General features: G+C 53.8%; 26 protein-coding genes and 3 tRNA genes. 12 read left to right on the top strand and 17 right to left on the bottom strand.

The window, feature by feature from the left end:
- Positions 1 to 23 precede the first annotated feature (23 nt).
- The 6 genes from pgl to lpdA all read left to right on the top strand — a co-directional run bounded on the left by pgl (position 24) and on the right by lpdA (position 9,817).
- Positions 24 to 719 (top strand): 6-phosphogluconolactonase, encoded by a 696-nt coding sequence (gene pgl / locus ABHF33_RS11650; protein WP_348944120.1) that lies wholly within the window; start codon positions 24 to 26, stop codon positions 717 to 719.
- A gap of 86 nt (positions 720 to 805) precedes the next feature.
- Complete coding sequence (hexR, locus tag ABHF33_RS11645; protein ID WP_157315259.1) at positions 806 to 1,648, top strand: transcriptional regulator HexR; 843 nt, start codon at positions 806 to 808, stop codon at positions 1,646 to 1,648.
- A 52-nt stretch (positions 1,649 to 1,700) separates the two neighbouring features.
- Complete coding sequence (gene pgi, locus ABHF33_RS11640) at positions 1,701 to 3,347, top strand: glucose-6-phosphate isomerase (protein WP_348944119.1); 1,647 nt, start codon at positions 1,701 to 1,703, stop codon at positions 3,345 to 3,347.
- Positions 3,348 to 3,449: 102 nt separating this feature from the next.
- Positions 3,450 to 6,110 carry a pyruvate dehydrogenase (acetyl-transferring), homodimeric type gene (gene aceE, locus ABHF33_RS11635; protein ID WP_348944118.1) on the top strand — a complete coding sequence of 887 codons (2,661 nt, stop codon included), beginning with the start codon at positions 3,450 to 3,452 and terminating at the stop codon, positions 6,108 to 6,110.
- A gap of 152 nt (positions 6,111 to 6,262) precedes the next feature.
- Positions 6,263 to 7,936, top strand: a complete 1,674-nt coding sequence (gene aceF / locus ABHF33_RS11630) for a dihydrolipoyllysine-residue acetyltransferase (protein WP_348944117.1) — start codon at positions 6,263 to 6,265, stop codon at positions 7,934 to 7,936.
- 90 nt (positions 7,937 to 8,026) lie between these two features.
- On the top strand, positions 8,027 to 9,817 hold the full coding sequence (gene lpdA, locus ABHF33_RS11625; protein ID WP_348944116.1) for a dihydrolipoyl dehydrogenase: 1,791 nt from the start codon (positions 8,027 to 8,029) through the stop codon (positions 9,815 to 9,817).
- 81 nt (positions 9,818 to 9,898) lie between these two features.
- Here the strand turns inward: lpdA and ABHF33_RS11620 are convergent, their stop codons facing one another.
- Together ABHF33_RS11620 and ABHF33_RS11615 are read right to left on the bottom strand one after the other, a co-directional pair.
- Positions 9,899 to 10,900 (bottom strand): M48 family metallopeptidase, encoded by a 1,002-nt coding sequence (locus ABHF33_RS11620; protein WP_348944115.1) that lies wholly within the window; start codon positions 10,898 to 10,900, stop codon positions 9,899 to 9,901.
- Complete coding sequence (locus ABHF33_RS11615) at positions 10,897 to 11,970, bottom strand: YjgN family protein (RefSeq protein WP_348944114.1); 1,074 nt, start codon at positions 11,968 to 11,970, stop codon at positions 10,897 to 10,899. Before ABHF33_RS11615 ends, ABHF33_RS11620 begins: the two co-directional genes overlap by 4 nt.
- 425 nt (positions 11,971 to 12,395) lie before the next feature.
- Between ABHF33_RS11615 and ABHF33_RS11610 the strand changes: the two genes are divergently transcribed.
- On the top strand, positions 12,396 to 12,575 hold the full coding sequence (locus tag ABHF33_RS11610) for a hypothetical protein (protein WP_348944113.1): 180 nt from the start codon (positions 12,396 to 12,398) through the stop codon (positions 12,573 to 12,575).
- A 111-nt stretch (positions 12,576 to 12,686) separates the two neighbouring features.
- Here the strand turns inward: ABHF33_RS11610 and ABHF33_RS11605 are convergent.
- The 4 genes from ABHF33_RS11605 to ABHF33_RS11590 all read right to left on the bottom strand — a co-directional run bounded on the left by ABHF33_RS11605 (position 12,687) and on the right by ABHF33_RS11590 (position 13,867).
- Positions 12,687 to 12,761: transfer RNA gene (locus ABHF33_RS11605), tRNA-Glu, on the bottom strand.
- A 46-nt stretch (positions 12,762 to 12,807) separates the two neighbouring features.
- Positions 12,808 to 12,883: transfer RNA gene (locus tag ABHF33_RS11600), tRNA-Glu, on the bottom strand.
- A gap of 47 nt (positions 12,884 to 12,930) precedes the next feature.
- A tRNA-Ala gene (locus tag ABHF33_RS11595) sits at positions 12,931 to 13,006 on the bottom strand.
- Between the two features lie 60 nt (positions 13,007 to 13,066).
- Entirely contained in the window at positions 13,067 to 13,867 is an 801-nt protein-coding gene (locus tag ABHF33_RS11590) for an outer membrane protein assembly factor BamD (RefSeq protein ID WP_348944112.1), read from the bottom strand.
- Between ABHF33_RS11590 and rluD the strand changes: the two genes are divergently transcribed.
- Positions 13,866 to 14,921 carry a 23S rRNA pseudouridine(1911/1915/1917) synthase RluD gene (rluD, locus tag ABHF33_RS11585; RefSeq protein ID WP_348944111.1) on the top strand — a complete coding sequence of 352 codons (1,056 nt, stop codon included), beginning with the start codon at positions 13,866 to 13,868 and terminating at the stop codon, positions 14,919 to 14,921. The two genes, ABHF33_RS11590 and rluD, sit on opposite strands and share 2 nt — an antisense overlap.
- Positions 14,908 to 15,693, top strand: a complete 786-nt coding sequence (pgeF, locus tag ABHF33_RS11580) for a peptidoglycan editing factor PgeF (protein ID WP_348944110.1) — start codon at positions 14,908 to 14,910, stop codon at positions 15,691 to 15,693. The genes rluD and pgeF overlap by 14 nt, the downstream gene beginning before the upstream one ends.
- A 33-nt stretch (positions 15,694 to 15,726) precedes the next feature.
- Here the strand turns inward: pgeF and ABHF33_RS11575 are convergent, their stop codons facing one another.
- A complete protein-coding gene (locus ABHF33_RS11575; protein ID WP_348944109.1) occupies positions 15,727 to 16,434 on the bottom strand; it encodes a polymorphic toxin-type HINT domain-containing protein in 708 nt (235 codons plus the stop codon).
- A complete protein-coding gene (locus ABHF33_RS11570; protein WP_348944108.1) occupies positions 16,431 to 16,763 on the bottom strand; it encodes a hypothetical protein in 333 nt (110 codons plus the stop codon). The genes ABHF33_RS11575 and ABHF33_RS11570 overlap by 4 nt, the downstream gene beginning before the upstream one ends.
- Positions 16,764 to 16,817: 54 nt before the next feature.
- Between ABHF33_RS11570 and ABHF33_RS11565 the strand changes: the two genes are divergently transcribed.
- Positions 16,818 to 17,980 (top strand): IS3 family transposase gene (locus ABHF33_RS11565; RefSeq protein WP_348944107.1). Its coding sequence is split into 2 segments (ribosomal slippage): positions 16,818 to 17,082 and positions 17,082 to 17,980, totalling 1,164 coding nucleotides; the frame shifts between segments, so codons are not numbered across the junction.
- Here the strand turns inward: ABHF33_RS11565 and ABHF33_RS11560 are convergent.
- The gene (locus ABHF33_RS11560; protein WP_348944106.1) at positions 17,960 to 18,379 is read right to left on the bottom strand and encodes a polymorphic toxin-type HINT domain-containing protein; all 420 of its coding nucleotides are present in this window, start codon (positions 18,377 to 18,379) and stop codon (positions 17,960 to 17,962) included. The two genes, ABHF33_RS11565 and ABHF33_RS11560, sit on opposite strands and share 21 nt — an antisense overlap.
- 195 nt (positions 18,380 to 18,574) lie before the next feature.
- Between ABHF33_RS11560 and ABHF33_RS11555 the strand changes: the two genes are divergently transcribed.
- On the top strand, positions 18,575 to 19,495 hold the full coding sequence (locus ABHF33_RS11555) for a ZIP family metal transporter (RefSeq protein WP_348944105.1): 921 nt from the start codon (positions 18,575 to 18,577) through the stop codon (positions 19,493 to 19,495).
- A 53-nt stretch (positions 19,496 to 19,548) separates the two neighbouring features.
- Here ABHF33_RS11555 and ABHF33_RS11550 read toward each other — a convergent pair whose 3' ends face one another.
- Positions 19,549 to 20,115 (bottom strand): GNAT family N-acetyltransferase, encoded by a 567-nt coding sequence (locus ABHF33_RS11550; RefSeq protein WP_348944104.1) that lies wholly within the window; start codon positions 20,113 to 20,115, stop codon positions 19,549 to 19,551.
- The gene (locus ABHF33_RS11545; protein WP_348944103.1) at positions 20,102 to 20,359 is read right to left on the bottom strand and encodes a hypothetical protein; all 258 of its coding nucleotides are present in this window, start codon (positions 20,357 to 20,359) and stop codon (positions 20,102 to 20,104) included. Before ABHF33_RS11545 ends, ABHF33_RS11550 begins: the two co-directional genes overlap by 14 nt.
- A 228-nt stretch (positions 20,360 to 20,587) precedes the next feature.
- On the opposite strand from ABHF33_RS11545, the gene ribA reads away from it, so the two are divergent.
- Entirely contained in the window at positions 20,588 to 21,211 is a 624-nt protein-coding gene (ribA, locus tag ABHF33_RS11540; RefSeq protein ID WP_348944102.1) for a GTP cyclohydrolase II, read from the top strand.
- A 7-nt stretch (positions 21,212 to 21,218) separates the two neighbouring features.
- Here ribA and fliR read toward each other — a convergent pair whose 3' ends face one another.
- The 6 genes from fliR to fliM form a co-directional block, all read right to left on the bottom strand.
- Positions 21,219 to 22,007, bottom strand: a complete 789-nt coding sequence (fliR, locus tag ABHF33_RS11535) for a flagellar biosynthetic protein FliR (protein WP_348944101.1) — start codon at positions 22,005 to 22,007, stop codon at positions 21,219 to 21,221.
- Positions 22,007 to 22,276, bottom strand: a complete 270-nt coding sequence (fliQ, locus tag ABHF33_RS11530) for a flagellar biosynthesis protein FliQ (protein ID WP_157315231.1) — start codon at positions 22,274 to 22,276, stop codon at positions 22,007 to 22,009. The genes fliR and fliQ overlap by 1 nt, the downstream gene beginning before the upstream one ends.
- Positions 22,277 to 23,035 (bottom strand): flagellar type III secretion system pore protein FliP, encoded by a 759-nt coding sequence (gene fliP, locus ABHF33_RS11525; protein ID WP_348944100.1) that lies wholly within the window; start codon positions 23,033 to 23,035, stop codon positions 22,277 to 22,279.
- Positions 23,025 to 23,456: a flagellar biosynthetic protein FliO gene (gene fliO / locus ABHF33_RS11520; RefSeq protein ID WP_348944099.1), complete on the bottom strand. Its 432-nt coding sequence runs from the start codon at positions 23,454 to 23,456 to the stop codon at positions 23,025 to 23,027. The genes fliP and fliO overlap by 11 nt, the downstream gene beginning before the upstream one ends.
- 81 nt (positions 23,457 to 23,537) lie before the next feature.
- Positions 23,538 to 23,960 carry a flagellar motor switch protein FliN gene (gene fliN / locus ABHF33_RS11515; RefSeq protein ID WP_348944098.1) on the bottom strand — a complete coding sequence of 141 codons (423 nt, stop codon included), beginning with the start codon at positions 23,958 to 23,960 and terminating at the stop codon, positions 23,538 to 23,540.
- Entirely contained in the window at positions 23,953 to 24,969 is a 1,017-nt protein-coding gene (gene fliM / locus ABHF33_RS11510; protein WP_348944097.1) for a flagellar motor switch protein FliM, read from the bottom strand. The genes fliN and fliM overlap by 8 nt, the downstream gene beginning before the upstream one ends.
- Between the last annotated feature and the right edge of the window lie 34 nt (positions 24,970 to 25,003).

Below are 25,003 nucleotides of genomic sequence, written 5' to 3'. Positions count from 1 at the left end.
ATTTTGACAGTCTGGAGATTTAGATGTCCTTGCAATGGCATGAATTTAGCACCAAAGAAGCACTCGATCAGCAATTGGCTACCACCATCGCGAATGAACTCAAACAAGCAATCGCACAACGTGGCAGCGCTGGCCTGGCTGTTTCAGGCGGCCGCACGCCAGCCGGCATGTTCAAAGCCTTGCGTGTGAGCGATCTGGACTGGTCACGCGTGGTCATTACGCTGGTGGACGAGCGCTGGGTTCAGCCCGATCACGCCGACAGCAATGAGCGCCTCACGCGCGACAATCTGCTGCAGGACGGCGCTGCTGCGGCAACATTTATTTCTCTGGTCAATCTGGCGGCCACGCCGCACGAAGCGCTCGCCGACATCGAAGCGCGCCTGGCTACATTACCCAATCCGATTGACGTGGTCATTCTGGGCATGGGCGACGATGGCCATACCGCTTCGCTCTTTCCGAGTGCGGCCGAGCTGGAAGCCGCTTGCGCATCCACCGCCCTGCTGGCGGCAGTAACGCCTCCGGTGGCACCCCATCAGCGCATTACCCTCACGTTACCCACCATTGTGAAAAGCCCGAAAGTCATCGTGCACATCACGGGCGAAGGCAAGAAAACCTTGCTACAGGACGCGATGGCGGCCAATGTGGCTGTGAATGAGCAGTACCCGATCCGCCGTGTTCTCGACCAAGTGGCACTCGCCGATGTATTTTGGGCCGCATGAGCGAGCGCAATGACACTCACATTCAGTTTCATTTTTCACATCACCTGCCCGCTGGCGGGTGTTTGTGCACGTAAGGAGTGAGTACCATGCTCGAACGCATTAAAACCGTACTTGACTCGCTGTCCAAATCTGAGCGCAAGGTCGCCGAGCTGGTCATCGCCCAACCCAATCTGGTGGCCAATGCACCGATTGCCCAGATTGCCGAGCTGGCCGATGTTTCGCAACCGACCGTCATTCGGTTTTGCCGCTCGCTCAATTGCTCCGGCTTGCAGGATTTCAAACTTCGCCTAACCCGCAGTCTGGTGTCGGGCGTACCGTATGTGCACTCGATGGTGTCAGCCGATGATTCGGCGCACGATCTGGCGCGTAAATTATTTGATAACAATATTTCGCACTTATTGCGCTGCCGTAATGAGCTTGACACCGACGTGCTTGAGCGTGCCATCAAGGTCCTCTCGAACACGCACAAAATCGAAGTCTGGGGCCAAGGTCAATCCGGTGCGGTGGCCATTGACGCGCAAAATAAATTTTTCCGCTTGGGTGTGCCTACCGTCGCCTATACCGACCCGCATATGCACGGCATGAGCGCATCGATGCTCAAACCGGGCGACGCGGTGATTGCCGTGTCCAATTCGGGCCGTACGCTCGATATGTTGCGATCGGTCGAAATTGCCCGCGACGCGGGGGCAGACGTCATTGGCATTACGCATTCCAAATCGCCATTGGCCAAGCGCTGCAATATTTGCCTCTACGCCGATACGATGGAAGACCCCGATTTATACACCCCGATGATCACCCGGATTGTGCATCTGGTGATTATTGACGTGTTGGCCGTTGGTGTTGCACTCAAACGCGGCCCCGAGCTGATCGATCAGCTCGAAAAAATGAAACGCAATATGAAAGAAAAACGAGTTCGTGGCCATGAGTAAGCGAACCAAAACCAATAACAGCAGAAATAGTGATTCACGAGGAACTGTGTCGATGTCCAATTTAACTTCGTCGCCAGCTTGGCAAGCACTGGTCGAGCACTTTAAAGAAGTAGAACCGCTACATATGCGCGATCTGTTTCAGAATGATCCACATCGTTTTGAAAAATTCTCGCTGGAAACCGGTGGCCTGTTTTTTGATTACTCGAAAAACCGCATTACCGAAAAAACCATGCAATTGCTGCTTGAGCTGGCGCGCCAATCTGGCGTAGCCGAACGCATTGAAAAAATGTTCTCGGGCGAGAAAATCAATATCACCGAAAACCGTGCGGTACTGCATACGGCACTGCGCAATCTGGACCACAACCCGATTGTGGTTGATGGCGAAGACGTGATGCCTAAGGTCAATGCGGTCAAAGAGCAGATTGGTGAATTCTCCGACAAGGTTCGCTCTGGCGAATGGCAAGGCTACACCGGCAAACCGATTACCGACATTGTGAACATCGGGATTGGTGGCTCAGACCTTGGCCCGCTGATGGTGTGCCAGTCACTCAAAGAGTACGGCCATGCTCGCCTGTCTATGCACTTTGTATCCACCGTTGACGGCGATCAGATTGTTTCAACGCTGAAAAAGCTGAACCCGGAAACCACGCTGTTTATCATCGCGTCCAAAACCTTCACAACGCAGGAAACCATCACCAATGCCCGCACCGCTCGCGCATGGTTTTTGAAAACGGCAGGCGATGAAAAACACATCGCCAAGCATTTTGTTGCCGTTTCAACCAATAGCAAAGCCGTGGCCGAATTCGGTATCGACACCAAAAACATGTTCGAATTCTGGGACTGGGTGGGTGGCCGTTATTCTCTGTGGTCAGCAATTGGTTTGCCAATTGCCATTTATCTGGGCAAGCACAATTATCAGGATTTGCTGCACGGCGCCTACACCATGGACCAGCACTTCCGTGGCAAGCCGCTAGAGCAGAATGTCCCCGTAATCATGGCCATGCTGGGCATCTGGTACGGCAATTTCTTTGGCGCGAATACGCATCTGGTTTCACCATACAACCAGTGCATGTCACGCTTCCCGGCATACCTGCAGCAACTGGACATGGAATCAAACGGTAAAACGGTAGATCTGCAAGGCAACCGTGTTGATTACGCCACCGGCCCGGTAGTCTGGGGTGATGCGGGGATTAACGGTCAGCACGCCTATTATCAGATGCTGCACCAGGGTACGCAAATCGTACCGATTGACTTTATCGCCACCATTGAGCATCCGGACATTCCGGAGCCACACAGCACCATCCTGATGGCGAATTTCTTTGCGCAAACCGAAGCCTTTATGCGCGGCAAGAATGAAGCCGAAGTGCGTGCCGAGCTGGAAAAATCAGGCATTACTGGTCAGGCGCAGGACGATCTGGTACCGCACAAGATTTTCAAAGGCAACCGCCCGACCAACACCATCATCATGCAACGCCTGACGCCACGCCGTCTGGGCGCACTGATTGCCTTGTACGAGCACAAGATTTTTGTACAAGGCACGGTCTGGAATATCAACTCCTACGATCAGTGGGGCGTTGAATTGGGTAAACAATTGGCTAAGCTAATCGAAGCCGATTTAACGACACCCGGCCTGACCACCAGCCATGACGCTTCAACCAATGGCTTGATCAACTATTTCAAACGCAATACACCGCGCTAAGCTAGACACGCAGGCAAACCCTGCGTGACCGAGGCCCGGCCACATGAACCGGGTCTGTAGAAGTGTGATTTCAAAATAACCCACTCACAAGGTAGATACACGATGGCAGATCAGATTAACGACCATGATCCACAAGAAACCAAAGAATGGCTGGAAGCGCTGCAAGGCGTTATCGAAGCTGAAGGCGCAGAGCGCGCCCATTTCCTCGTGGAGAAACTGGTAGATCAAGCCCGTCAAGACGGTGTAAACATCCCCTACACTGCGACTACGGCGTATATCAACACTGTACCTGCACACCTGCAAGCCAAGCACCCAGGCAACGCCCATCTGGAAGAGCGTATTTTGTCGTACACCCGCTGGAATGCGGCAGCGATGGTCGCCAAAGCCAACCGCGACGCGGCAGAGCCTGGCGGCCATATTTCATCGTTTGCATCTGCAGCGACTTTGTACGATGTGGGTTGGAATCACTTCTGGCACGCTGCGAACGAAAACCACGGCGGTGATCTGGTTTACTTCCAAGGCCACTCTGCACCGGGTATGTACTCACGCGCCTTCCTCGAAGGCCGTATCTCTGAAGACCAGTTGAACAAATTCCGTCGTGAAGTCGACGGTGATGGTCTGTCTTCATATCCACACCCATGGTTGATGCCTGATTTCTGGCAATTCCCAACTGTATCGATGGGTCTGGGCCCATTGATGGCGATCTACCAAGCTCGCTTTATGAAATACCTCGATGATCGCGGCTTTAAACAAAAAGGTGATCGTCACGTTTGGTGTTTCTGCGGTGATGGTGAAATGGACGAGCCAGAATCACTGGGCGCGATTTCACTGGCTGGCCGTGAAAAACTCGACAACCTGATTTTCGTCATCAACTGCAACTTGCAGCGTCTGGACGGCCCGGTACGTGGTAATGGCAAAATCATCCAGGAGCTCGAAGGCGACTTCCGGGGTTCAGGCTGGAATGTGATCAAAGTCGTTTGGGGCACAGGCTGGGATGCCCTGCTCGCGCAAGACAAGAAAGGCTTGCTGCAAAAACGCATGATGGAAGTCGTTGACGGCGAATACCAGACTTACAAATCGAAAAATGGCGCGTATGTCCGCGAGCATTTCTTCGGCGCTTATCCGGAATTGCTCGACCTCGTATCAGCGATGTCGGATGACGACATCTGGAAGCTGACTCGCGGCGGTAATGATCTGTACAAAGTGTACGCAGCCTACAAAGCAGCGGTTGAGCACAAAGGTCAACCAACACTACTGCTGGTGAAAACCGTGAAAGGCTTCGGCGTTGGCGCAGCGGGCGAATCACAAAATACCGCGCACAACACCAAAAAACTGGGCGACGACGATCTATTGCACCTGCGTGATCGTTTCCACGTACCACTGACTGACGAAGAAGCCAAAGCGTGCACTTTCTATCGTCCACCAGCGGACAGCCCAGAGTACAAATACATGATGGAGCGTCGCAGCGCATTGGGCGGCTTTATCCCATCGCGTAAACCAGTGAACGAACCACTGGAAGTACCAGGTCTGGACGCATTCAAAGCCTTGCTCGAATCATCGGGCGAGCGTGAAATGTCAACCACCATGGCCTTCGTTCGCTTGCTGAACACGCTGGTGAAAGACAAGCAAATCGGCAAACGCGTTGTACCTATCGTACCGGATGAGTCGCGTACTTTCGGTATGGAAGGCATGTTCCGCCAATTGGGTATCTGGTCGCACGTGGGTCAGTTGTACGAACCACAAGATGCTGACCAATTGATGTTCTACAAAGAATCGCAAACCGGTCAGATCCTGCAAGAAGGTATCAATGAAGCGGGCGCGATGTCGGACTGGATCGCGGCAGCCACGTCGTACGCCAACCATGGCCACACGATGATTCCGTTCTACATCTACTACTCGATGTTCGGTTTCCAACGTATCGGTGACTTGGCATGGGCCGCTGGCGACTTGCGCGCACGTGGTTTCTTGATCGGCGGTACAGCGGGCCGCACAACACTGAACGGTGAAGGCTTGCAACACCAAGATGGTCACGGCCATCTGTTTGCCGAATTCGTACCAACGTGCGTGTCTTACGATCCGACGTTTGCCTATGAGTTGGCGGTGATCGTACAAGACGGTATGCGCCGTATGTACCAAAACCAAGAGAACATCTACTACTACCTGTCAGTGATGAACGAAAACTACACGCACCCAGCAATGCCAGCAGGCGCAGAAGCCGGCATTCTGAAGGGCTTGTACAAATTCAAGGATGGCGCCAAAGATGCCAAACTGAAAGTTCAGCTGATGGGCTCGGGTACGATTTTCCGCGAAGTGATTGCCGCTGCTGATTTGCTGAAAGCCGATTTCGGCGTTGATGCCGACATCTGGTCTGCGCCAAGCTTTAACGAATTGCGTCGTGACGGTATGGCAGCGACTCGCCACAACTACCTGAACCCAACCGCCGAGCAGCGTGTTCCATACGTCACGGAATGCCTGAAAGACGCGCAAGGCCCAGTGGTGTGTGCGACTGACTACAAACGCACTTATGCCGATCAAATCCGTGAATACGTACCAGGCCGCTACGTCGTGCTCGGTTGCGACGGTTTCGGTCGTTCAGCTAGCCGTGCCGAATTGCGTAGCTTCTTCGAAGTCGATCGCTACCACGTTACTGTGGCAGCACTGAAAGCACTGGCTGACGAAGGTTTGCTGCCAGTAGCCAAAGTAGCGGAAGCGATTGCCAAATACGGCATCCGTAGCGATCGTCCGGCACCTTGGACTGTATAAACATGTGAGGTGTTAGGTGTGAGGCGTGAGGGGTATACACCCCAAACCCTCATCCACCATTACTTAGCCAGGTATACCCCGCTAAGAAACCCACGCCGAGTAAGAGAGTGGCTTTCCCTCTCTTACTCCTCACTCCTTACAGGATTTTGCAAATGAGCAACATTATTGAATTGAAAATCCCCGACATCGGCGGCCACGCTGGCGTTGAAGTGATTGAAGTATTTGTCAAAGTTGGCGATGTGATCGAGAAAGAGCAATCGCTGATTACACTGGAAACCGACAAAGCCACGATGGAAGTGCCATCGACTGAAGCGGGTACCGTGAAAGAAATGCGCATCAAAGTGGGCGACAAAGCCTCGGAAGGCGATGTGGTCTTGATGCTGGAAGTGGGCGCGGCAGCTGCTGCACCAGCCCCTGCAGCAGCACCGGCTCCTGCAGCAGCACCGGCTCCTGCTGCAGCGCCAGCTGCGGCCGCAGCCCCTGCAGCAACCGCTACATCTTCAATTGTTGAAGTACATGTACCGGACATCGGTAACTTTGACGCGGTTGAAGTCATCGAAGTCAATGTCAAAGTCGGCGATACCGTTGCGCTCGACGACGGCCTGATCACTCTGGAATCAGACAAAGCCAGCATGGAAGTGCCATCGACTGCGGCGGGTGTGGTTGAAAGCATCGCAGTGAAAGTCGGTGATAAAGTCGCGCAAGGCGCTTTGGTACTGACCGTTCGTTCTAGCGCTGCCGCTGCAGCTCCTGCACCAGTAGCGGCTCCAGTTGCTGCTCCTGCCCCTGCAGCAGTGCCAGTTGCTGCTCCAGCCGCAGCTGCACCGGTTGCAGCAGCGGTTTCCGCACCAGCGGCAGTCGCTTCTGCGCCAGCCAAATTTGACGAAGCAAACTTTAACAAAGCGCACGCATCACCATCCGTGCGTAAATTCGCTCGCGAGTTGGGCGTGGATTTGAGCAAAGTGGCAGGTAAAGGCCCGAAAGGCCGTATCTTGCACGAAGACGTCCAATCCTTCGTGAAATCAGTGATGACTAGCGCAGTGGCGTCTTCATTGGCAGCCCCTGCTGCCAGCGGCGCATCACTGGGCGGCGGTATTGATCTGTTGCCATGGCCGAAAGTTGATTTCGCCAAATTTGGCCCAATCGAAACCAAGCCATTGTCTCGCATCAAGAAAATCTCTGGCGCGAATCTGCACCGCAACTGGGTCGTGATTCCGCACGTGACGTTCAACGACGAATGCGATATCACCGAGCTGGAAGAATTCCGCAAAACGGTCGGTAAAGAGTGGGAAAAATCAGGCCTGAAGATCAGCCCATTGGCCTTCATTATCAAGGCGGCTGCTGAAGCGCTGAAAGCCTTCCCGGAAATGAACTCATCGCTCGACGGCGACAATCTGGTCTTGAAACAGTACTACCACATCGGTTTTGCGGCGGATACGCCAAATGGTCTGGTTGTACCAGTGATCAAGGACGTTGACCAGAAAGGCCTGAAGCAGATTTGCAAAGAGTTGACCGAATTGTCGCTCGCAGCACGCGACGGCAAACTCAAGCCAACCGATATGCAAGGCGCGACATTCACAATTTCATCACTGGGCGGCATCGGCGGCACTGGCTTCACGCCAATCGTCAACGCGCCTGAAGTGGCGATTCTGGGTGTGTGCAAATCGCAAATCAAACCAATCTGGAACGGCAAGGAATTCACCCCACGCCTGATGTGCCCACTGTCGCTGTCATTCGATCACCGCGTGATCGACGGCGCACAAGCGGGTCGCTTCACCGTGCATCTGGGCAAACTGCTGAGCGACATCCGTCGTCTGGTTCTCTAATTCTGCGAGGCGTGAGAGCTGGGGTATTGCCCTCTAGGGCAATACCCACAAACGCTCCCACCTCATACCCTCGACCTCACAGGACATACAATGAGCAATACTATCGAACTGAAAGTACCCGATATTGGTGGCCATAGCGATGTGGCGATTATCGAGTTGTTTGTTAAAGTCGGCGACACCGTCGCTGTCGAAGAAAGCCTGATTACACTCGAAACCGATAAAGCCACGATGGAAGTGCCAGCAACACATGCGGGCGTGATCAAAGAGCTGAAAGTCGCAATCGGCGATAAAGTATCCGAAGGCAGCGTAATCGCTATCGTTGAAGTGGCAGCGAGCGCCGCTGCGCCAGCCCCTGCAGCACCAGCTCCGGCTGCGGCTTCTGCTGCACCAACAGCCCCAGCGGCTGTAGCCGTGGCTCCAGTAGCTGGCCAATACGCTGGTGCGGTAGACATGGAAGTGGACATGATGGTCTTGGGCGCAGGCCCTGGCGGCTATTCTGCGGCGTTCCGCTCGGCTGATTTGGGCCTGAAAACCGTCATCGTTGAGCGCTATGGCTCACTCGGCGGCGTGTGTTTGAACGTGGGTTGTATTCCATCGAAAGCACTGCTGCACAATGCCGCGGTGATCGATGAAGTGGCTCACTTGGCCTCCAACGGGATCAAATTTGGCAAACCAGAAGTCGATATCGACGGTCTGCGCGGCTACAAAGAAAAAGTCATTAACAAGCTCACTGGCGGTCTGGCTGGCATGGCCAAGATGCGTAAAGTCGAGCATGTGCGTGGTATCGGTACTTTCCTCGATACCAACCACATCGAAGTACAACTGACTTCGGGCTCAGGCAAAGATCTGACTGGCGAGAAAAAAGTCATCAAGTTTGCCAAAGCGATTATCGCTGCCGGTTCACAAGCAGTGAAATTGCCGTTCATCCCGAACGATCCGCGCATTGTGGATTCAACTGGCGCGTTGGAACTCAAATCAGTGCCAAAACGCATGTTGATTATCGGCGGCGGGATTATCGGTCTGGAAATGGGTACCGTTTACTCAACGCTGGGCGCACGTCTGGACGTGGTGGAATTATCTGACGGCCTGATGCAAGGCGCGGATCGCGATCTGGTGAAAGTATGGCAAGACTGGAATAAACACCGTTTTGACAACATCATGTTGCAATCGAAAACCACCAGCATTACGCCAAAAGAAGACGGCATCTGGGTGACGTTCGAAGGCCCGAAAGCGCCTGTCGAAGCCCAATGCTACGACTTGGTACTGTACTCAACGGGTCGCTCGCCAAACGGCAAGAAAATCGGCGCCGAAAACGCTGGCGTGATCGTTGACGAGCGCGGCTTTATCGCCGTAGACAAACAAATGCGCACCAACGTGCCGCACATCTTCGCGATTGGCGACTTGGTGGGTCAACCGATGTTGGCGCACAAAGCCGTACACGAAGCGCACGTAGCGGCGGAAAACGCCGCCGATCACAAAGCGTATTTTGATGCGCGCGTGATTCCGGGCGTAGCCTACACCGACCCTGAAGTGGCTTGGGTTGGTTTGACTGAAGATCAAGCGAAGAAAGAAGGCATCAAGATCACCAAGGGCGTCTTCCCATGGGCCGCTTCGGGCCGTGCGATTGCCAATGGTCGTGATGAAGGCTTTACCAAACTGATTTTCGACGCGGAAAACGGCCAGATCCTCGGCGGCGCGATTGTTGGCCCACATGCTGGCGATATGATCGGTGAAGTGTGTCTGGGCATCGAGATGGGTGCTGATGCGGTCGACATCGGCAAAACCATTCACCCGCACCCAACAATGGGCGAGTCGATTGGTATGGCGGCCGAAGTGGCCAAAGGCGTATGTACCGATCTGCCACCGCAACGCAAGAAATAATCGCTCAATGAGCGCAAAAAAAGCCACAACCTGAGTCGTGGCTTTTTTATTTACAACAACGCAAATGATTGATGAAGTGGTTTATCGATTTGCGGCACTGCGCAAGGCTTTTAGCCGCTCTTGTGTTGCCGGATGCGTTGCCAGCAGCTCGGGGACATCGAGCGCATCTTTCACCGAAGCGCTTAGTTTTTGTAGCGCGTCGGCCAGTAAAGCGGGCGATTGGCCCGTTTCACGCAAACGCTCGGCGGCAAAAATGTCCGCATCGCGCTCAAACTGACGTGAATAACCCAGCTGCACCAGCATCGCACCGGTCGCCGCCAGATTGCCCATCGCGCCCGGCGCATCACCCAGAATCACCGATGCCACCAGCACAATACCGGTACTCTGATAGATATTGCGCAGGCCATGCTGCAATTGAACGTGCCCCATTTCATGCAGCAATACCGCCATCAGCTCATCATCATTGAGCAGGCTGGCCAGCCCATCGGTCACGACGATCGTTCCGCCGGGCAAGGCAAATGCATTGGCGCCAATCTCGGGCATGGCGTGAAAATGCAGCTGGTAAACAAATTCCGACCCGGCGGTATAGGCCTGAAAACGCTGGCGCAGACGCTGCTGCCGCTCTGGCGCAATCTGGCTGGCTTCAAGCTCGATCCCCAGCTTGGGCAGAGTTTGCAGCGTGGATTGCCCCAGCATCACTTCAAGCTGGACTGGAGTCAGTCTGGCGGCCAGCTGCGCCATCAGCGGCATGCCCTGCCAGTAAAACGCAATCGCGGCCAGCACAATACCGAGCAGCGCCACAACGGCGTAGCGCCAGCGGCTCTCCAGCAGCGCCAACCCATTACGGGCTTGCCCGAGCAGCGCGGCCAATGCACTCTGGTCGCCGCATTCCAGCGTCGCACCATCGGGAAAAACCACGCGGCTGGGCAAGGAACCCAGCGCCGCTTCCAGCTCGCAATCGGCAATGGCCACTTCGCGTGTCCAGCCCTCACCCACGATCAGCAGACAATCATCAATGCGCTGCAACTGAACTCGATGCAGCGCACTGCTGTGCCCGTCCAGATAACTGGCAACGAGCATCATAGCGCCAGATCGACGTCAAACAGATCAGACGCTTCAGCACCAATGGCCGAGCCCGACTGCTGCTGCGCAGCGGCGAATTGGCTCAGATCATGCGGCGCTTCGATCTGCATGCCTTCGGTACGCATACGCGCCTGAGCCACTTTCAGCCATGGCAAAGCCAGCCCCAGCGTAACCACGACCAGCGGCAAACGCCATGCCATCATCCGGCCATACGCCCACGGATTAACCGAGCTGCTAAAACGCACATCGTCCAGCACCGTATTGCTCCAACCGTGATTGGCTTGCGCTACCTGCACCGCTGCGCCGACAGAATTAAAGCCGATCAGCATGATAATGTAGGCCAGTGCAGGCAAAGCAAAGCGTGCAGCCATCTCTGTGGGCGCTTGCGTTGCTAGGGCACTCATATCCAGAACATTGCCGCCCCCCCACATCGCCACACCCACGGTCAAGGCAAAGAGTGCGACCAGCGCAATCATCAAGCCCAAACCAGCCAGTGCAGCACGGTAGTAAGCGCCGACTGCCGAGGCTGTACCGCTAAAGCGTTGCTGGCCAAACGACGCGTGATCAAGCACAAAACGGTATTGCTGATGCTGCACAAAAGGCAGCGCCAGGCCTAATGTAGGAATCAGCAGCAGCGGCAACAGCAGATAATTTTTAACCGCGCCCCAGACTGAGCCATGAAAATCAAACGCTACATTGCGGTAACGCGTCTGGCGCAAATTAAAGCGGATACTGCGCACAATCATCCATGGCAGTGCAACCAGCAGCAGCACGGCGGCCACCGCCGACAAAATCGGGCTCACATTCGAGCTGATGGCGTAGACAAAGAAAAACGCAAATGCAATCAAACGGCCAATCAGAATTTGCATCGGCTTGGCGGTGTAATCAAAACGTGAACCGGCCAGCTCGGTATTGCCATAAAAATACTTCAAGCGGCGCACCTTGGCCCAGGCCGAATAAATGCCCAGCGTCAGAATGCTCAGCAGCAAATTTACAATCCAGATCCGGAAATATTCGCCACCACGGCCATGAAACTGCAGCGCCCAGCGAGCGGGATTATTGTCATTCATCCTGATTCCTTCGTTCTTTCAGCAAAAAAGGAACAATATTATTTTTTAGAAAGGAATATGACAACAAAAACAATAAATTAGTCAGTTTTTCGCCATGCTGTGCATGGCGGCAAAGCTTGCCGTCACACGCGCCGACAGCAAAGCCAGCCTGAGTTCGGCAGAGAAAATCAAGGTGTTGCGCTAATGCCGCATACTGTTTTCTACTGCAAAGCAACAATCAAGGGTATATCACTAAAGACCAATAAAATATTGATCTTCAAATAAATACCCATACCATGTATGAAATAATCTAAGCCAAACTGACCAATGGCTGCAGCAAGATATAGTGCAGTGCAATAAATTAGAGCCATAGCCGTGACGAGCGAAGCAACACGCGGCACGTTTTATGCTAGTTAGCTGGCACAGCACACATTGAGGTCGGCATCATGCTCAATACAGATTCAAACACCGGTAACCCACAACAAGCGCAGCAGCGGCTTAGCCATGAAATTACCCATGAGCTAGAGCAATGTCTGGCATTGTGCCAACAACTGAGAATCGATTTTTATGACTGTCTGGCACATGCCAGAATTGAATTCGAGCGCCATCAGCGCGAACAGGGCTAGAAGCTGCTGCCTGACTCGCCATCAGTAATAAAACGGGCGTGATGAAGCGCAGGATAGGCTGAGCAACAGGCAATAAAAAAGACACCGGAAGGTGTCTTTTTTATTTTGATCTGGCGTCCCCACGGGGAATCGAACCCCGGCCGCCGCCGTGAAAGGGCAGTGTTCTAACCGCTAAACTATAGGGACTTAAACTGTGCGCATAATAACGCAAAACTACATTACTTACAACTTTTGGCGTCCCCACGGGGATTCGAACCCCGGTTACCGCCGTGAAAGGGCGATGTCCTAGGCCTCTAGACGATGGGGACTACGTACTGAATTACATGTCTAAAGGCAAACACACAACTCGAAACTTTGGTGGAGGTAAACGGGATCGAACCGATGACCTCTTGCATGCCATGCAAGCGCTCTCCCAACTGAGCTATACCCCCAAAAGAGACGCGAATATTAAAGATACCGCCGCCTCTCGTCAATACCCTGACGCAATATTTTTAAATCGGCGCCCACCAGTAGGCGTCTTTTTCCAAATCCTGCTCCAGCGCTTTGCTATCGGGGAAGTTTTTCAGCAAGACCCGTTTGGCATCATCACGGTAATCACTCATGCCCAGCTTGTCATAAGCGTGGTACATCAGCGCCAATGCGCCTTCAACCTGCTTGGTATTGCTAAAGTTATCAATCAGCGCCTTGCCACGATTGGCCGCCGCCAGATACGCGCCGCGTTTATAGTAATAACGGCCAACGTGCAGTTCGTAATTGGCCAGCGAGCCGATCAGGTAACCCATCCGCAACTGGGCATCCTTGCTGTATTTGCTCTCGGGGAAACGGGCTACCAGCTCGCTAAACGCAGCAAATGACTCCTTGGCCGCTTTCGGATCACGCTCGGACATATCCTGCTTAGACAGCGCCGACATAAAGCCTTGCGACTCGTTAAATGTCACCAGCCCCCTCAGATACATTGCGTAATCCATGCTCGGGTGCGTTGGATTTTGCTTCATAAAGCGATCCAGCGAAGCCAGCGCCAGTGCGGGCTCATCATATTTGTAATTGCTATAGGCAATTTCCAGCTGGGCCTGCTGCGCGTATTTACCATAAGGAAAACGCGCTTCCAGTCGCTCGAAATATTCGATGGATTTTTTGTAATCTTTGCTTGCCTGCTGCGCTTTGGCTTCAGCAAACAGTTTGTCTGCAGACCAGTTTTTGGTCTCGTCATTGCTCGTACCGGTATTGGCACAACCGACCACTAAGCTAAACAGCAAGGCAGAAAAGAGGATTCGAGGTAGAATCTTGTACATGATGCAATCCGATATTGAACTCGACGATTATAACGACTTCTCAGACACCCGTGTCCTGACTGTGCCCGCCGATCTGGCAGGCATGCGACTGGACGCGGCGCTGGCGAAGATTTTGCCTGATTTTTCACGCTCACGCTTGGCTACTTGGATAAAAGACCAACAAGTCACCGTCGACGGCGCGCCTGCCACGACCAAAACCAAGGTCTGGGGCGGCGAAACGCTCACGGTTAACGTACAAGCCGACCCGAACGAAGTGGCGTTTGCAGCGGAAGATTTGCCGCTGGATGTCATTTACGAGGATGACGCGCTGATTGTGATCAACAAGCCAGCCGGCTTGGTGGTTCACCCCGGCAGCGGCAACTGGAGCGGCACGCTGCTCAACGCCCTGCTCTTTCATTACCCCGAAGTGCGCAGCATTCCGCGCGCGGGCATCGTACACCGCCTGGACAAGGACACCAGCGGCCTGATGGTCGTCGCCCGCACCCTTCCCGCCCAGAATAATCTGGTGCAGCAATTACAGGCACGTACCGTTAAGCGCCACTACCTGGCCGTAGCGCGCGGCAATATCAAGCGCGACGGCACGGTGGACGAGCCGATTGGCCGCCATCCGAAAGATCGTACCAAAATGGCGGTGATCCACAGCGGCAAAGAATCGATCACGCATTATCTGGTGCTGGAAAAATTTGCCGACTACACACTGATCGAATGCCGTCTGGAAACCGGCCGCACGCACCAGATTCGCGTGCATATGGCGCATCTCAAGCATTCGCTCGCTGCCGATCAGGTTTACGGCACGCCGCCCAAGCTCGATATTTCGCCCGAAGTACGCATGGCGCTAGAGGAATTAAACCGCCAAGCCCTGCACGCGCGCAAGCTCTCGCTCGTTCATCCGGTTACCGGCAAAACGATGGAATGGAAAGCGCCGATTCCGCACGACCTAGAGCAACTGATCTTTACGCTGCGCGCCGATCTTGAACTCGCCAAAGATAATTACGACGAAGACGACGATGAAGACGACGATCACGATTGCGAATTAATCTATGTCCGTGAATAACGCCGCACCTACATACACGCCCACCGCCAACGCGCTGGGCGTTTTTGCACCCAATTGGCCTGCGCCAGCCAATGTGAAAGCCTTGCAAACCACCCGGAATGGCTTCGCCGAAAATAATGGTTTTAGCCAGCCACCGTTTGATCGCTTTAACCTTGGCAGCCACGTTAGCGACAATCCAGCGCACGTCGCCGCCAATCGCGCCCTGCTCACACAAGTATTGCCGCAAGCGCCAGCGTGGCTCAATCAGGTGCACGGTATTGAGGTGGTTGACGCCGCCAGCGTTAGCGCGCCAGTGGATGCCGACGCCAGCTTCACCCGCACGCGCGGCGTGGTGAGTGTGGTGATGACCGCCGACTGCCTACCGCTGCTGTTTTGCGATCGCGCTGGTACCGTCGTCGCTAGCGCGCACGCAGGTTGGCGCGGACTCTGCAATGGTGTGATCGAAGCGAGCGTTGCTAAAATGGCTTGTCCAGCTGACGAAATCCTCGTCTGGCTCGGCCCCGCCATCGGCCCGACTGCGTTTGAAGTTGGCGACGAAGTACGCACCGCCTTTATGGCGATTGACACACAAGCAGAGCACGCTTTTGTTGCGCAAGACGGGGATAAATGGCTGGCGGATATATATCTATTGGCTCACCAGCGCTTACATACCCTGGGTATTACGGCGATTTATGGTGGCGATCAATGCACGGTAACGCAAGCTGAAGCCTATTTCAGTTATCGGCGCGACGGGCAAACGGGTCGGCTGGCGAGCTTGATCTGGCTGGAATAAAAACTCAAAAGGACGCTCAGCGTCCTTTTTTGTTTATTGCGACTCAACATCGCTCTGTACCCAAACGCCCATTTCGCCGACATAGTAGGTATGGAAGTCTTCGACCTCGATGTTGTACACCGTCGTACGGTACACCGGAAACTCGAATTCGTCGCCAGTCCCTGCCAGCGCAGTGTAATCAACCATCGCAGGGAAGGCTCCCATATCAGTCATTGGTCCCGGGTCACCAAATTCGACCAAACGTCCGTCTAGCTCATATTGCCACCCGCCGACAACACCATTGCCCTGGATAAAGCCGACGTTGGGCTGCTCGGATTGCGCCAGATACAAGGACTTGGTCACTTCAACCAGATCACCATTAGCTAGTTCGAGAATCATCCCCGGTTCAAGCAAATCTGCACGCATCCACACATCTCGAGGTGCCTCTTGCTGCATCACATCTTCATTCCACAGTTCACGCCGAGAATCATATCCTCGCATCCATAATGGGTGATTTCTTGTACAAGCTAAGAAGCTCCGAGATACCTCCGGCTCCGGTTTATCACCTACACGCATCCAGCTGAATTGAAGATACCAGATTTCCTTGTCTTCAAAACGAAGCGTTTTCAGTACCCGCTTATAGGCCGTATCACCCTGAGCGGATTCATCCTTCGCCAATACCCAGTCCCCGACTTGCAGCGACTCGATCGCGCGCAAACCGTCCTTGGTGTGCACCAAAGTCCCCGCAACAAAACCAGTCATTCTTTAGCTCCCATTTCTCGCACCAGCACAGCCATTTCGCCAACATAGTAAGTGTGGAAGTCTTCAACCTCGATGTTGTAAACCGTTGCCTGATACGTGGGGAAGTAAAACTCATCACCCAGATCTTCCATTGCGGTATTGAGAACTAACGGTGTCTCTCCATGCAAATCGTTAACCGGCCCTTGCGAGGTAAACTCAATCAGGCGCCCATCTTTTTCAAGTTGCCAAACCTCAGGCATCCCATCGCCCTGAAGGAAACCTAGATGTTGATCGACAGTCTGTGCGACATAGAGCGACTTAGTAACCTCTATCAGATTGTTGTGGTTCAATGATTTCGGACACCAACTTAGGTGGTAATCTCGCCACCATTAACGAGGTGTTTCATGAGCAAAGTTCGCAGGACATTTACCCCGGAATTTAAAGCCGAAGCCGCCAGTCTGGTCGTCGATCAAGGCCACACGGTGTCACAAGCCAGTAAGGCGATGAACGTCGGCGAGAACATACTGCGTCGCTGGATTAAGCAGCTGAAACAGGAAAGACAGGGTATCACGCCGCAGGCCAAAGCACTCACGCCAGACCAACGTCGCATTCAGGAGCTCGAAGCGCGCATTGATCGGCTGGAACGGGAGAAAGCCCTGTTAAAAAAAGCCACAGCTCTCTTAATGGCGGACGAACTCAATCGTACGCGCTGGTAGACCAATTAAGTGAGCATGAACCCGTAGAAATGGTCTGCAGCACCTTCGGTATTTGCCGTTCCAGTTATTACCATTACCGGCATCGACGCCAGCATATTGATCGTGAACGAATCGAGTTGCGCGCCAAAGTACGCAATCTGTTTAAGCAAAGCCGAAATGCGGTAGGCAGCCGCAGTCTAGTCTGGATGCTGGCGGCTGAAGGCATTACGGCTGGCCGATATAAAGTGCGCCAGCTCATGCGAGAAGCCGATTTGCAGTGCAAACAGCCAGGCGCGCATCGCTACAAAGTCCACAAAGATGAACGTCCAGACATTCCGCACTTATTGCAGAGGGCGTTTAATCCGGAGCAACCGAATCAGGTCTGGTGTGGCGATATCACCTATATTTGGGCGGGTAATCGCTGGATTTATCTGGCTGTGGTGCTGGATTTGTTTGCCCGTTGCGTGGTGGGCTGGGCGCTTAGTGAGCACCCGGATGCCGAGCTAGTCAGCCGTGCGTTAGATCATGCCTGGCAACAGCGTGGCCAGCCACTGGGAGTGATATTTCACTCGGATCAGGGTAGCCAATATGGCAGCCGGTTGTTTAGGCAACGGATATGGCGCTACCAGATGCAGCAAAGCATGAGTCGGCGCGGGTGCTGTTGGGATAATGCGCCGATGGAGCGGTTATTTCGCAGTCTTAAAACAGAATGGATACCAAAGCCTGGGTATGAATCTGCAGAAGAAGCCAGGCTGGATATTGGCGTTTACCTGATGGCGTATTACAACTGGCAGCGGCCACACACCGCCAATGGCGGGCTAGCCCCTGCCATTAAGGAAAGACAACTTAATTTACTGTCCGAGAATTGTTGACCACAACAGATCACCCGTATGCAATTCAAGTACCATTCCCGGATACAGCAGATCCGCGCGCCGCCATACATTGCATGGCCAATCCTCATCCGTAAGCAATACATCGCATTTCAACTCAAGTGAATAATCGCAATGACCACGTACCCAGAATGGATGGTTACGAGTGCAAGCCAGTAATCCTTGAAACGGTCTTGGGAGTTGCCCACCAGTTTTAAACTGCTTAAATTCTAAATACCAAATCTCCTTGTCTTCAAAACGAAGCGTTTTCAGCACCTGTTTGTAGGCCGTATCACCCTGAGCGGATTCATCCTTCGCCAAGACCCAGTCACCGACTTGCAGCGATTCGATCGCTCGCAAGCCGTCCTTGGTGTGCACCAGCGTTCCCGCAACAAACCCCATTTTGTCACCCCTTATTATTTTCAAGCTCAGAGAATTAATTAGGCTGACATTACATGTCAAAACCAAATCACCACGTGTCGTGCAAAACGCTCAAATCGTGGTAATTGCAGGGGCATCGGTGCAAAGATGAGAATCTCTCTCATGCCGAAGATGTGCTTTTATGCTACAGTGTTGCATCTGCAGGATTTTCTCTTTATGTCGACACTAAGCTGGATTATCACCATGAGCCTGCTGGGCAGCTTGCTCAGCGTACTGGCTGCCGCCGCGATGGCGTATTTCGCGAAACCCAACTGGATTCCCAAGCTCGTCTCTTTTGCCGTCGGCTCGCTGCTGGCCGCAGTGTTTCTTGAGATTTTACCGCACGCCTTTGGCGCTCATGGCGGGCATGAAGGCCATGCGCATGGCGAAACCGAATTCTCATTGATCAATGAGATGCATCATACCGCGTCGCAAACCGTGCAAGTGGTCGCCGAACAGGCGCAACACGCTAGCCCGGAAGCGATTTCGGTGACGATTTTGCTCGGGATTTTTATCTTTTTCATTATGGAAAAGCTGGTGATCTGGCGACATTGCCATCACGAGTCGTGCGAGGAATTAGAAGGCCATACACATGATGATCACCATGGCCATTCACATGGGCACAGCCATGGGCATGGTAACGATCACGGCCGAGCGGGCATGATGATTATGGTCGGCGATACGCTGCATAATTTCTTAGATGGCGCGGTGATTGCAGCGGCATTTATGGCCGATACCTCGGTCGGGATTGCGACTGCAGTGGCGATTATTGCGCATGAAATCCCGCAGGAAGTCGGCGACTTTATCGTGCTGCTGCATTCGGGCTATAGCAAGGCCAAGGCGCTGCTGTTTAATCTACTGTCGTCGCTGGCCGCGCTGGCCGGTGGTTTGCTGGCTTATTTCTCGCTCAGCATCGTCGAGACTGCGCAGCCCTACTTGCTGGCGCTCGGTGCGTCCAGCCTGATTTATGTGGCGATTGCCGATCTAATCCCCACGCTGCACAAACGCCCGCATATTAAAGACACCATGTATCAAGTGCTGCTGATGGTGGCCGGTGCAATGCCGATTGCGCTGGTACATACTTTTATGCCGCACTAAACACATACTAGGGCGTGTATATGAATAAAGGCCAATCAATGATTGGCCTTTATTCATATACCCCTTGATTTTCTATACAGACAATGCCGCTCCAGCGCATGCCCTGCCGGTAAGGCAGGGTGATCAAACTCGCCACCCTCATCCCGCTGCATATTCAGGCGTTCCATTAATGCTTGCGAGCGCAGATTAGTCAGCGCAGTAAACGCGACAATCTCGGGCAATTGCAGCACATTAAAGCCAAACTCAAGCGCGGCAGTGGCGGCTTCATACGCCAAACCTTGCTGCCAGAACGGCCTCGCCAAGCGCCAGCCGATTTCAACGCACGGAATAAACGGCAGTGCAACACGCGGAATATTGAGCCCAGCCATGCCAATAAACTCGCCGGTTTCGCGCAATTCCAAAGCCCAGAAGCCCCAGCCATGCTGCTGCAGACGCGCACGAATCTGTACTGCAAAATCATGGCTCTGGGCCATGCTCAGCGGCGCAGGAAAATAGCGCATCACTTCGGGGTCGGCCCCCAGCGCGGCAAAAGCTGGCAGATCGTGATCAAGCCAATCGCGCAAGATCAGCCTTGGCGTTTGCAAACACTGCACAGCAGCGAAAGTTTTAATCCCGTCCACTGCCCACCTCAGCCGCCGAGTCTGCTACTCCCCTTTGCTCAAGCGTGGCGCTAGCCGCTTCGCGCTCGGCCAATTCAGCCGCTTTGACCGCCTTGCTGCGCTGGATGCTCCGCTTTAGCGCCAATACACCCCAGGTGGGTAATACCGCGAGAAACAGGAAATAAAAGACGCCGACGGTGATACTCCCTGCTCCCAGCGACATCATCACCACCACAAACAAATAACCGATCAAAACGATATACATACTTTATCCCAGCAAAACACAAGCCCTTAGCCGAGCACAGTGTACACCAGCACGACAAAGCCGGTTTTGCGATTCTCAAGACCTATCTCAAGACTTAAGTCGCCACTAATGATACAGTGTTGCATCTGAAGCCATAAAGCCGGATGAGAAAATTATCTGGATTGATTTGAAATCTGGCCGCATCAGCCCCATATCTTTAATCTATGCCCATCAGGATTTGCTCTCGCAATGCCCAATACCAACACCGAATTGCAAAAAGTCGCCACTGCACGCCTGCCTACCAATCAGGGTGAATTTACCAGCCACGCCTATCTCAACCCGCATACCGGCGTTGAGCATCTGGTGCTGACGCTGGGTGATATTGCTGGTAAGGACGTGCTGGTTCGCCTGCATTCGGAATGCCTGACGGGCGATGCGCTGGGGTCTTTGCGTTGCGATTGTGGCGATCAGCTCAAACATGCTTTGCAACGGATTCAGGCCGAAGGACGCGGTGCTTTGCTGTATTTGCGCGGGCATGAAGGGCGTGGCATCGGGCTGTGCAACAAGATTTTTGCCTATCAATTGCAAGATCAGGGCATGGATACGGTGGAGGCCAATCTGGCACAAGGCCTGCCCAGCGATGGTCGCAACTATGAAGACGCGGCGTGGATGCTGAAAAATCTGGGGGTGAAATCAGTCCGGCTGATGAGCAATAATCCGCTGAAAATCGACGCGCTCAATGCGTTGGGGATTCCGGTAAGCGAGCGTCTATCGCATGAAATTATCGCCAACCCGGAAAACCACAAATACCTGCTGACCAAAAAAGAACGGATGGGACATTTGCTGGGCGCTCACGGCAAAAAAAAGGCGTAGCTTCTTGCTACGAGCCGCCAAACGCTGCCATGATTTTGGCCACGATCCGCGTGCTGTCGCCCAGCAGTTGGTCGATCTGCGTCACCATAAACGGCAATGAATAATACAGCGCGGCAAAGCCGATCCCCAGCGTTAGCGGAAAACCGATGGCAAACACATTGAGCTGCGGCGCAGCGCGGGTCATCACACCAATTGACAGATTGGTAATCAACAAAGCGGCCAGAACCGGCAATGAGAGCATCACGCCGGAGCGGAAAATCACGCCGCCATACAGGGCCACCAACTCGAAACCACGGGCATTGAGCTGTACCTGACCGACGGGCAGCTGGATCATGCTTTCAAGCAAAATACGCAGCATCATCAGATGTCCGTTAAATGCCAGAAACAGCAAAATCATAAACAGACTCATTAACTGAGCCACGGCCAGCGTGTTGGCCGAATTTTGAGGATCATAAAACGACGCAAAACCCAGACCCATCTGCAAGCCAGCTAGATGCCCCGCCATTTCAACGGCGGTAAAGATCAGCCGCATAATAAAGCCCATCGCCAGCCCCAGTATCAGCTCGCGCACAGCGATCAGCATGCCCTCGGGCGATACCACAGGAACGGTGGGCATGGGCGGTAAAACCGGCACGATCACCAAGGTCAGGGCAATCGCAAAACTAACTCTGATACGCACCGAAACCCGGCGGCTGGAAAAGAAAGGATCGGCCAGCAGCAGACCCATAATGCGCAGAAATGGCCACCAGAACAGCGCCAGCCAGACCTCAATCTGCGCCTGAGTAACCTGCCACATCAGCCTATCACTTGCGGAATGCTTTGATACAGACGGATGGTGTAGTCCATGGCCAGCTCCAGCATCCACGGCCCGGCCAGCACCAGCACCAGAAAGGCGATCAGCAGCTTGGGAATAAACGACAGCGTCGCCTCATTGATCTGGGTGGCGGCCTGGAAAATACTGATCACCAGACCGGACACCAGCGTGGCCAGCAAGACGGGGCCGCACAGCAGCACCATTACTTCCATCGCTTTTTGCAGCAGGGTTACCACCATTTCCGGCGTCATCTAGGTCCCCACGTAAAAACTTTGTACCAGCGAGCCCATCAGCAGCGTCCAGCCATCGACCAGCACAAACAGCATCAGCTTGAAGGGCAGCGAAATCATCACGGGCGAGACCATCATCATACCCATGCCCATCAGAATACTGGCTACCACCAGATCGATAATCAGAAAGGGGATAATCACCATAAAGCCGATCTGAAATGCCGTTTTCAGCTCGCTGGTCACAAACGCTGGCACCAGCACGCGCAGGCTGACATCTTCCGGCCCTTGCGGCGCTTGCGCGCCGGATACTTCGATAAAGAAAGCCAGATCTTTCTGCCGCGTTTGCTTGAGCATAAAGTCTTTCAGCGGCAAAGACCCTTTGTCCAGCGCTTCGTTAAAACTCATCTTGTTTTCCGAATACGGCTGGTAGGCGGTGGCATAGATTTTATCGAGCACAGGCGACATGATAAACAGCGTCAGAAACAGCGATAAACCGACAATCACCTGATTGGGCGGGCTTTGCATGGTGCCCAGCGCCTGACGCAACAAGGACAGCACGATCACAATCCGCGTAAAGGCGGTCATCATCAGCAGCACGGCGGGCAAAAAGCCCAGTGCGGTCATAAACAGCAGCGTCTGGATCGGCAAGGAATACGCCGTCCCCGCCGCCGTCTGCGTCGACGACATAAAGGGTATACCAGCAGGCTCGGCAGCCAGCAAGAGCTGCGAGGCAATACAGAGTGGAAGTAATGGCAATAGCAGTTTGAAATTAAAGCGCATTTTTAGCTCCTTTGCGCTTTTCAATTGCCGCTTGCAACCACTGCGCAAACGCAGGCGCGGCAGGTACTGGTGCAGGCAGGTGTTCAGGCTTATCCAGCGTATGCAGCAAATTGACCTGCTCACCGGTCACCCCAAGCACCAGCCAGCGCTCTTGCACTTCGACAATCACCACGCGTTCACGCTGCCCCACCATTACGCCGGAAACCACGCGCAAATGCTGATTGGCCGCACCGGGCAACAGGGCAAAGCGTCGCATCAGCCATGCTGCGCCAACAATCAAGCCCAGCACCAGCCCCAAAGCCAGAATGACCTGCATGATGGAGCCAACGCCCGATGGGCCAACCTGAGCCGGATTTGCCGCCGCCCAAACCGACAACGGCAGCCCGAAAAGGCTGCCGCGAACAATTTTACTCAATGTCATGCTACTCGGATGAAACGGCGTGCCTGATTTTTCACACACCGCACACCGCACTCCCCTGTTTGATAGCCCGACTGCTGCGGCTTATTTGTGCAAGCGACGAATCCGCTCCGCAGGCGTAATAATATCGGTCAGACGAATACCGAATTTTTCATTGACTACAACCACCTCGCCTTGCGCAATCAGGCAGCCATTCACCAGCACGTCCATGGGCTCACCCGCCAGACCGTCAAGCTCGACCACTGAACCTTGCGCCAGCTGCAACAGATTGCGAATAGCAATTTTGGTTCGCCCCAGCTCTACCGTCAGCGCAACCGGAATATCGAGAATCATGTCGATATTATTGGGCGCTCCTGCTGGCAGGGCGTTATTGTCAAAATTCTGGAAAATATTGGCCGCTTGCGGCTCGGGCTGCGGCGCAGCCTCAACCGTTTCCTGCTCGGCTAAAGCCGCCGCCCAGTCATCCATGATGTCATCTGGGTTTTCTTCAGTATTTTCGTCAGCCATGGGCTTGCTCTCCGTGTCCCTCTTCCTGCCCGCTGAGTGACTCAGCCGTCGTCAATACTTTGTCGACTTTCAAGGCATATTGCTTGTGAAGAATACCATACTTACACTCAAGCACAGGCACACTATCCACCGTGGCGGTAATGACCTCGGGAATATCCAGCGGAATGACATCGCCCACTTTCAAACTCAGAATCTCGCCCAGCGTAATTTGCGAATTGCCCAGCGTGGCCACCAGATCGACTTCAGCATGCTGCACCTGCTTGCGCATCAGATTGGTCCAGCGATTATCCGCTTCAATCCGGTCGGCCTGCATGCTGCTATAGAGCAGATCCCGAATCGGTTCGAGCATTGAATATGGGAAGCAGACGTGAAAATCTCCACCGCCCGCACCCAACTCGATTTTGAAGGTATACGCCACTACCACCTCGGTGGGCGTGGCGATATTGGCAAACTGGGTATTCATTTCCGAGCGCACATAAGCGAACTCGCACTCGAAAACCGGCTGCCATGCTTTCTGGAATTCTTCAAACACCACTTCGAGCAGGCGCTGGATAATGCGCTGCTCGGTCGGCGTGAAATCACGCCCCTCGACGCGCACGTGGTAGCGGCCATCCGAACCAAACAGATTATCGACCACCAGAAAAACGAAATCCGGATCAAAAATGAACAATCCGGTACCGCGCAGCGGCTTCATGTGGATCATGTTCAGATTGGTCGGCACCACCAGATTGCGAATAAACTCGCTGTATTTCTGCACCCGCACCGGGCCGACGCTAATTTCGGCATTGCGCCGCATGAAGTTGAATAGGGCAATACGCAAATTGCGGGCAAAACGCTCATTAATGATTTCAAGCGTCGGCATGCGCCCACGGACGATGCGCTCCTGACGGCCGATATCATAGTCACGGACAGCATGAGGATCGATGTCTTCTGGGACATCGTCCTGCTCGCCCGTTACGCCACGTAGTAGCGCATCGACTTCTTCCTGGGAAAGGATATCGTCAGCCATTTTACCGCTCTGTACTTGTTCTGATTAAATCGGT

The sequence above is a fragment of the Chitinibacter sp. FCG-7 genome (assembly GCF_040047665.1).
Classification (GTDB): domain Bacteria; phylum Pseudomonadota; class Gammaproteobacteria; order Burkholderiales; family Chitinibacteraceae; genus Chitinibacter; species Chitinibacter mangrovi.
This window is presented reverse-complemented; position numbering and strand designations above follow the sequence as displayed.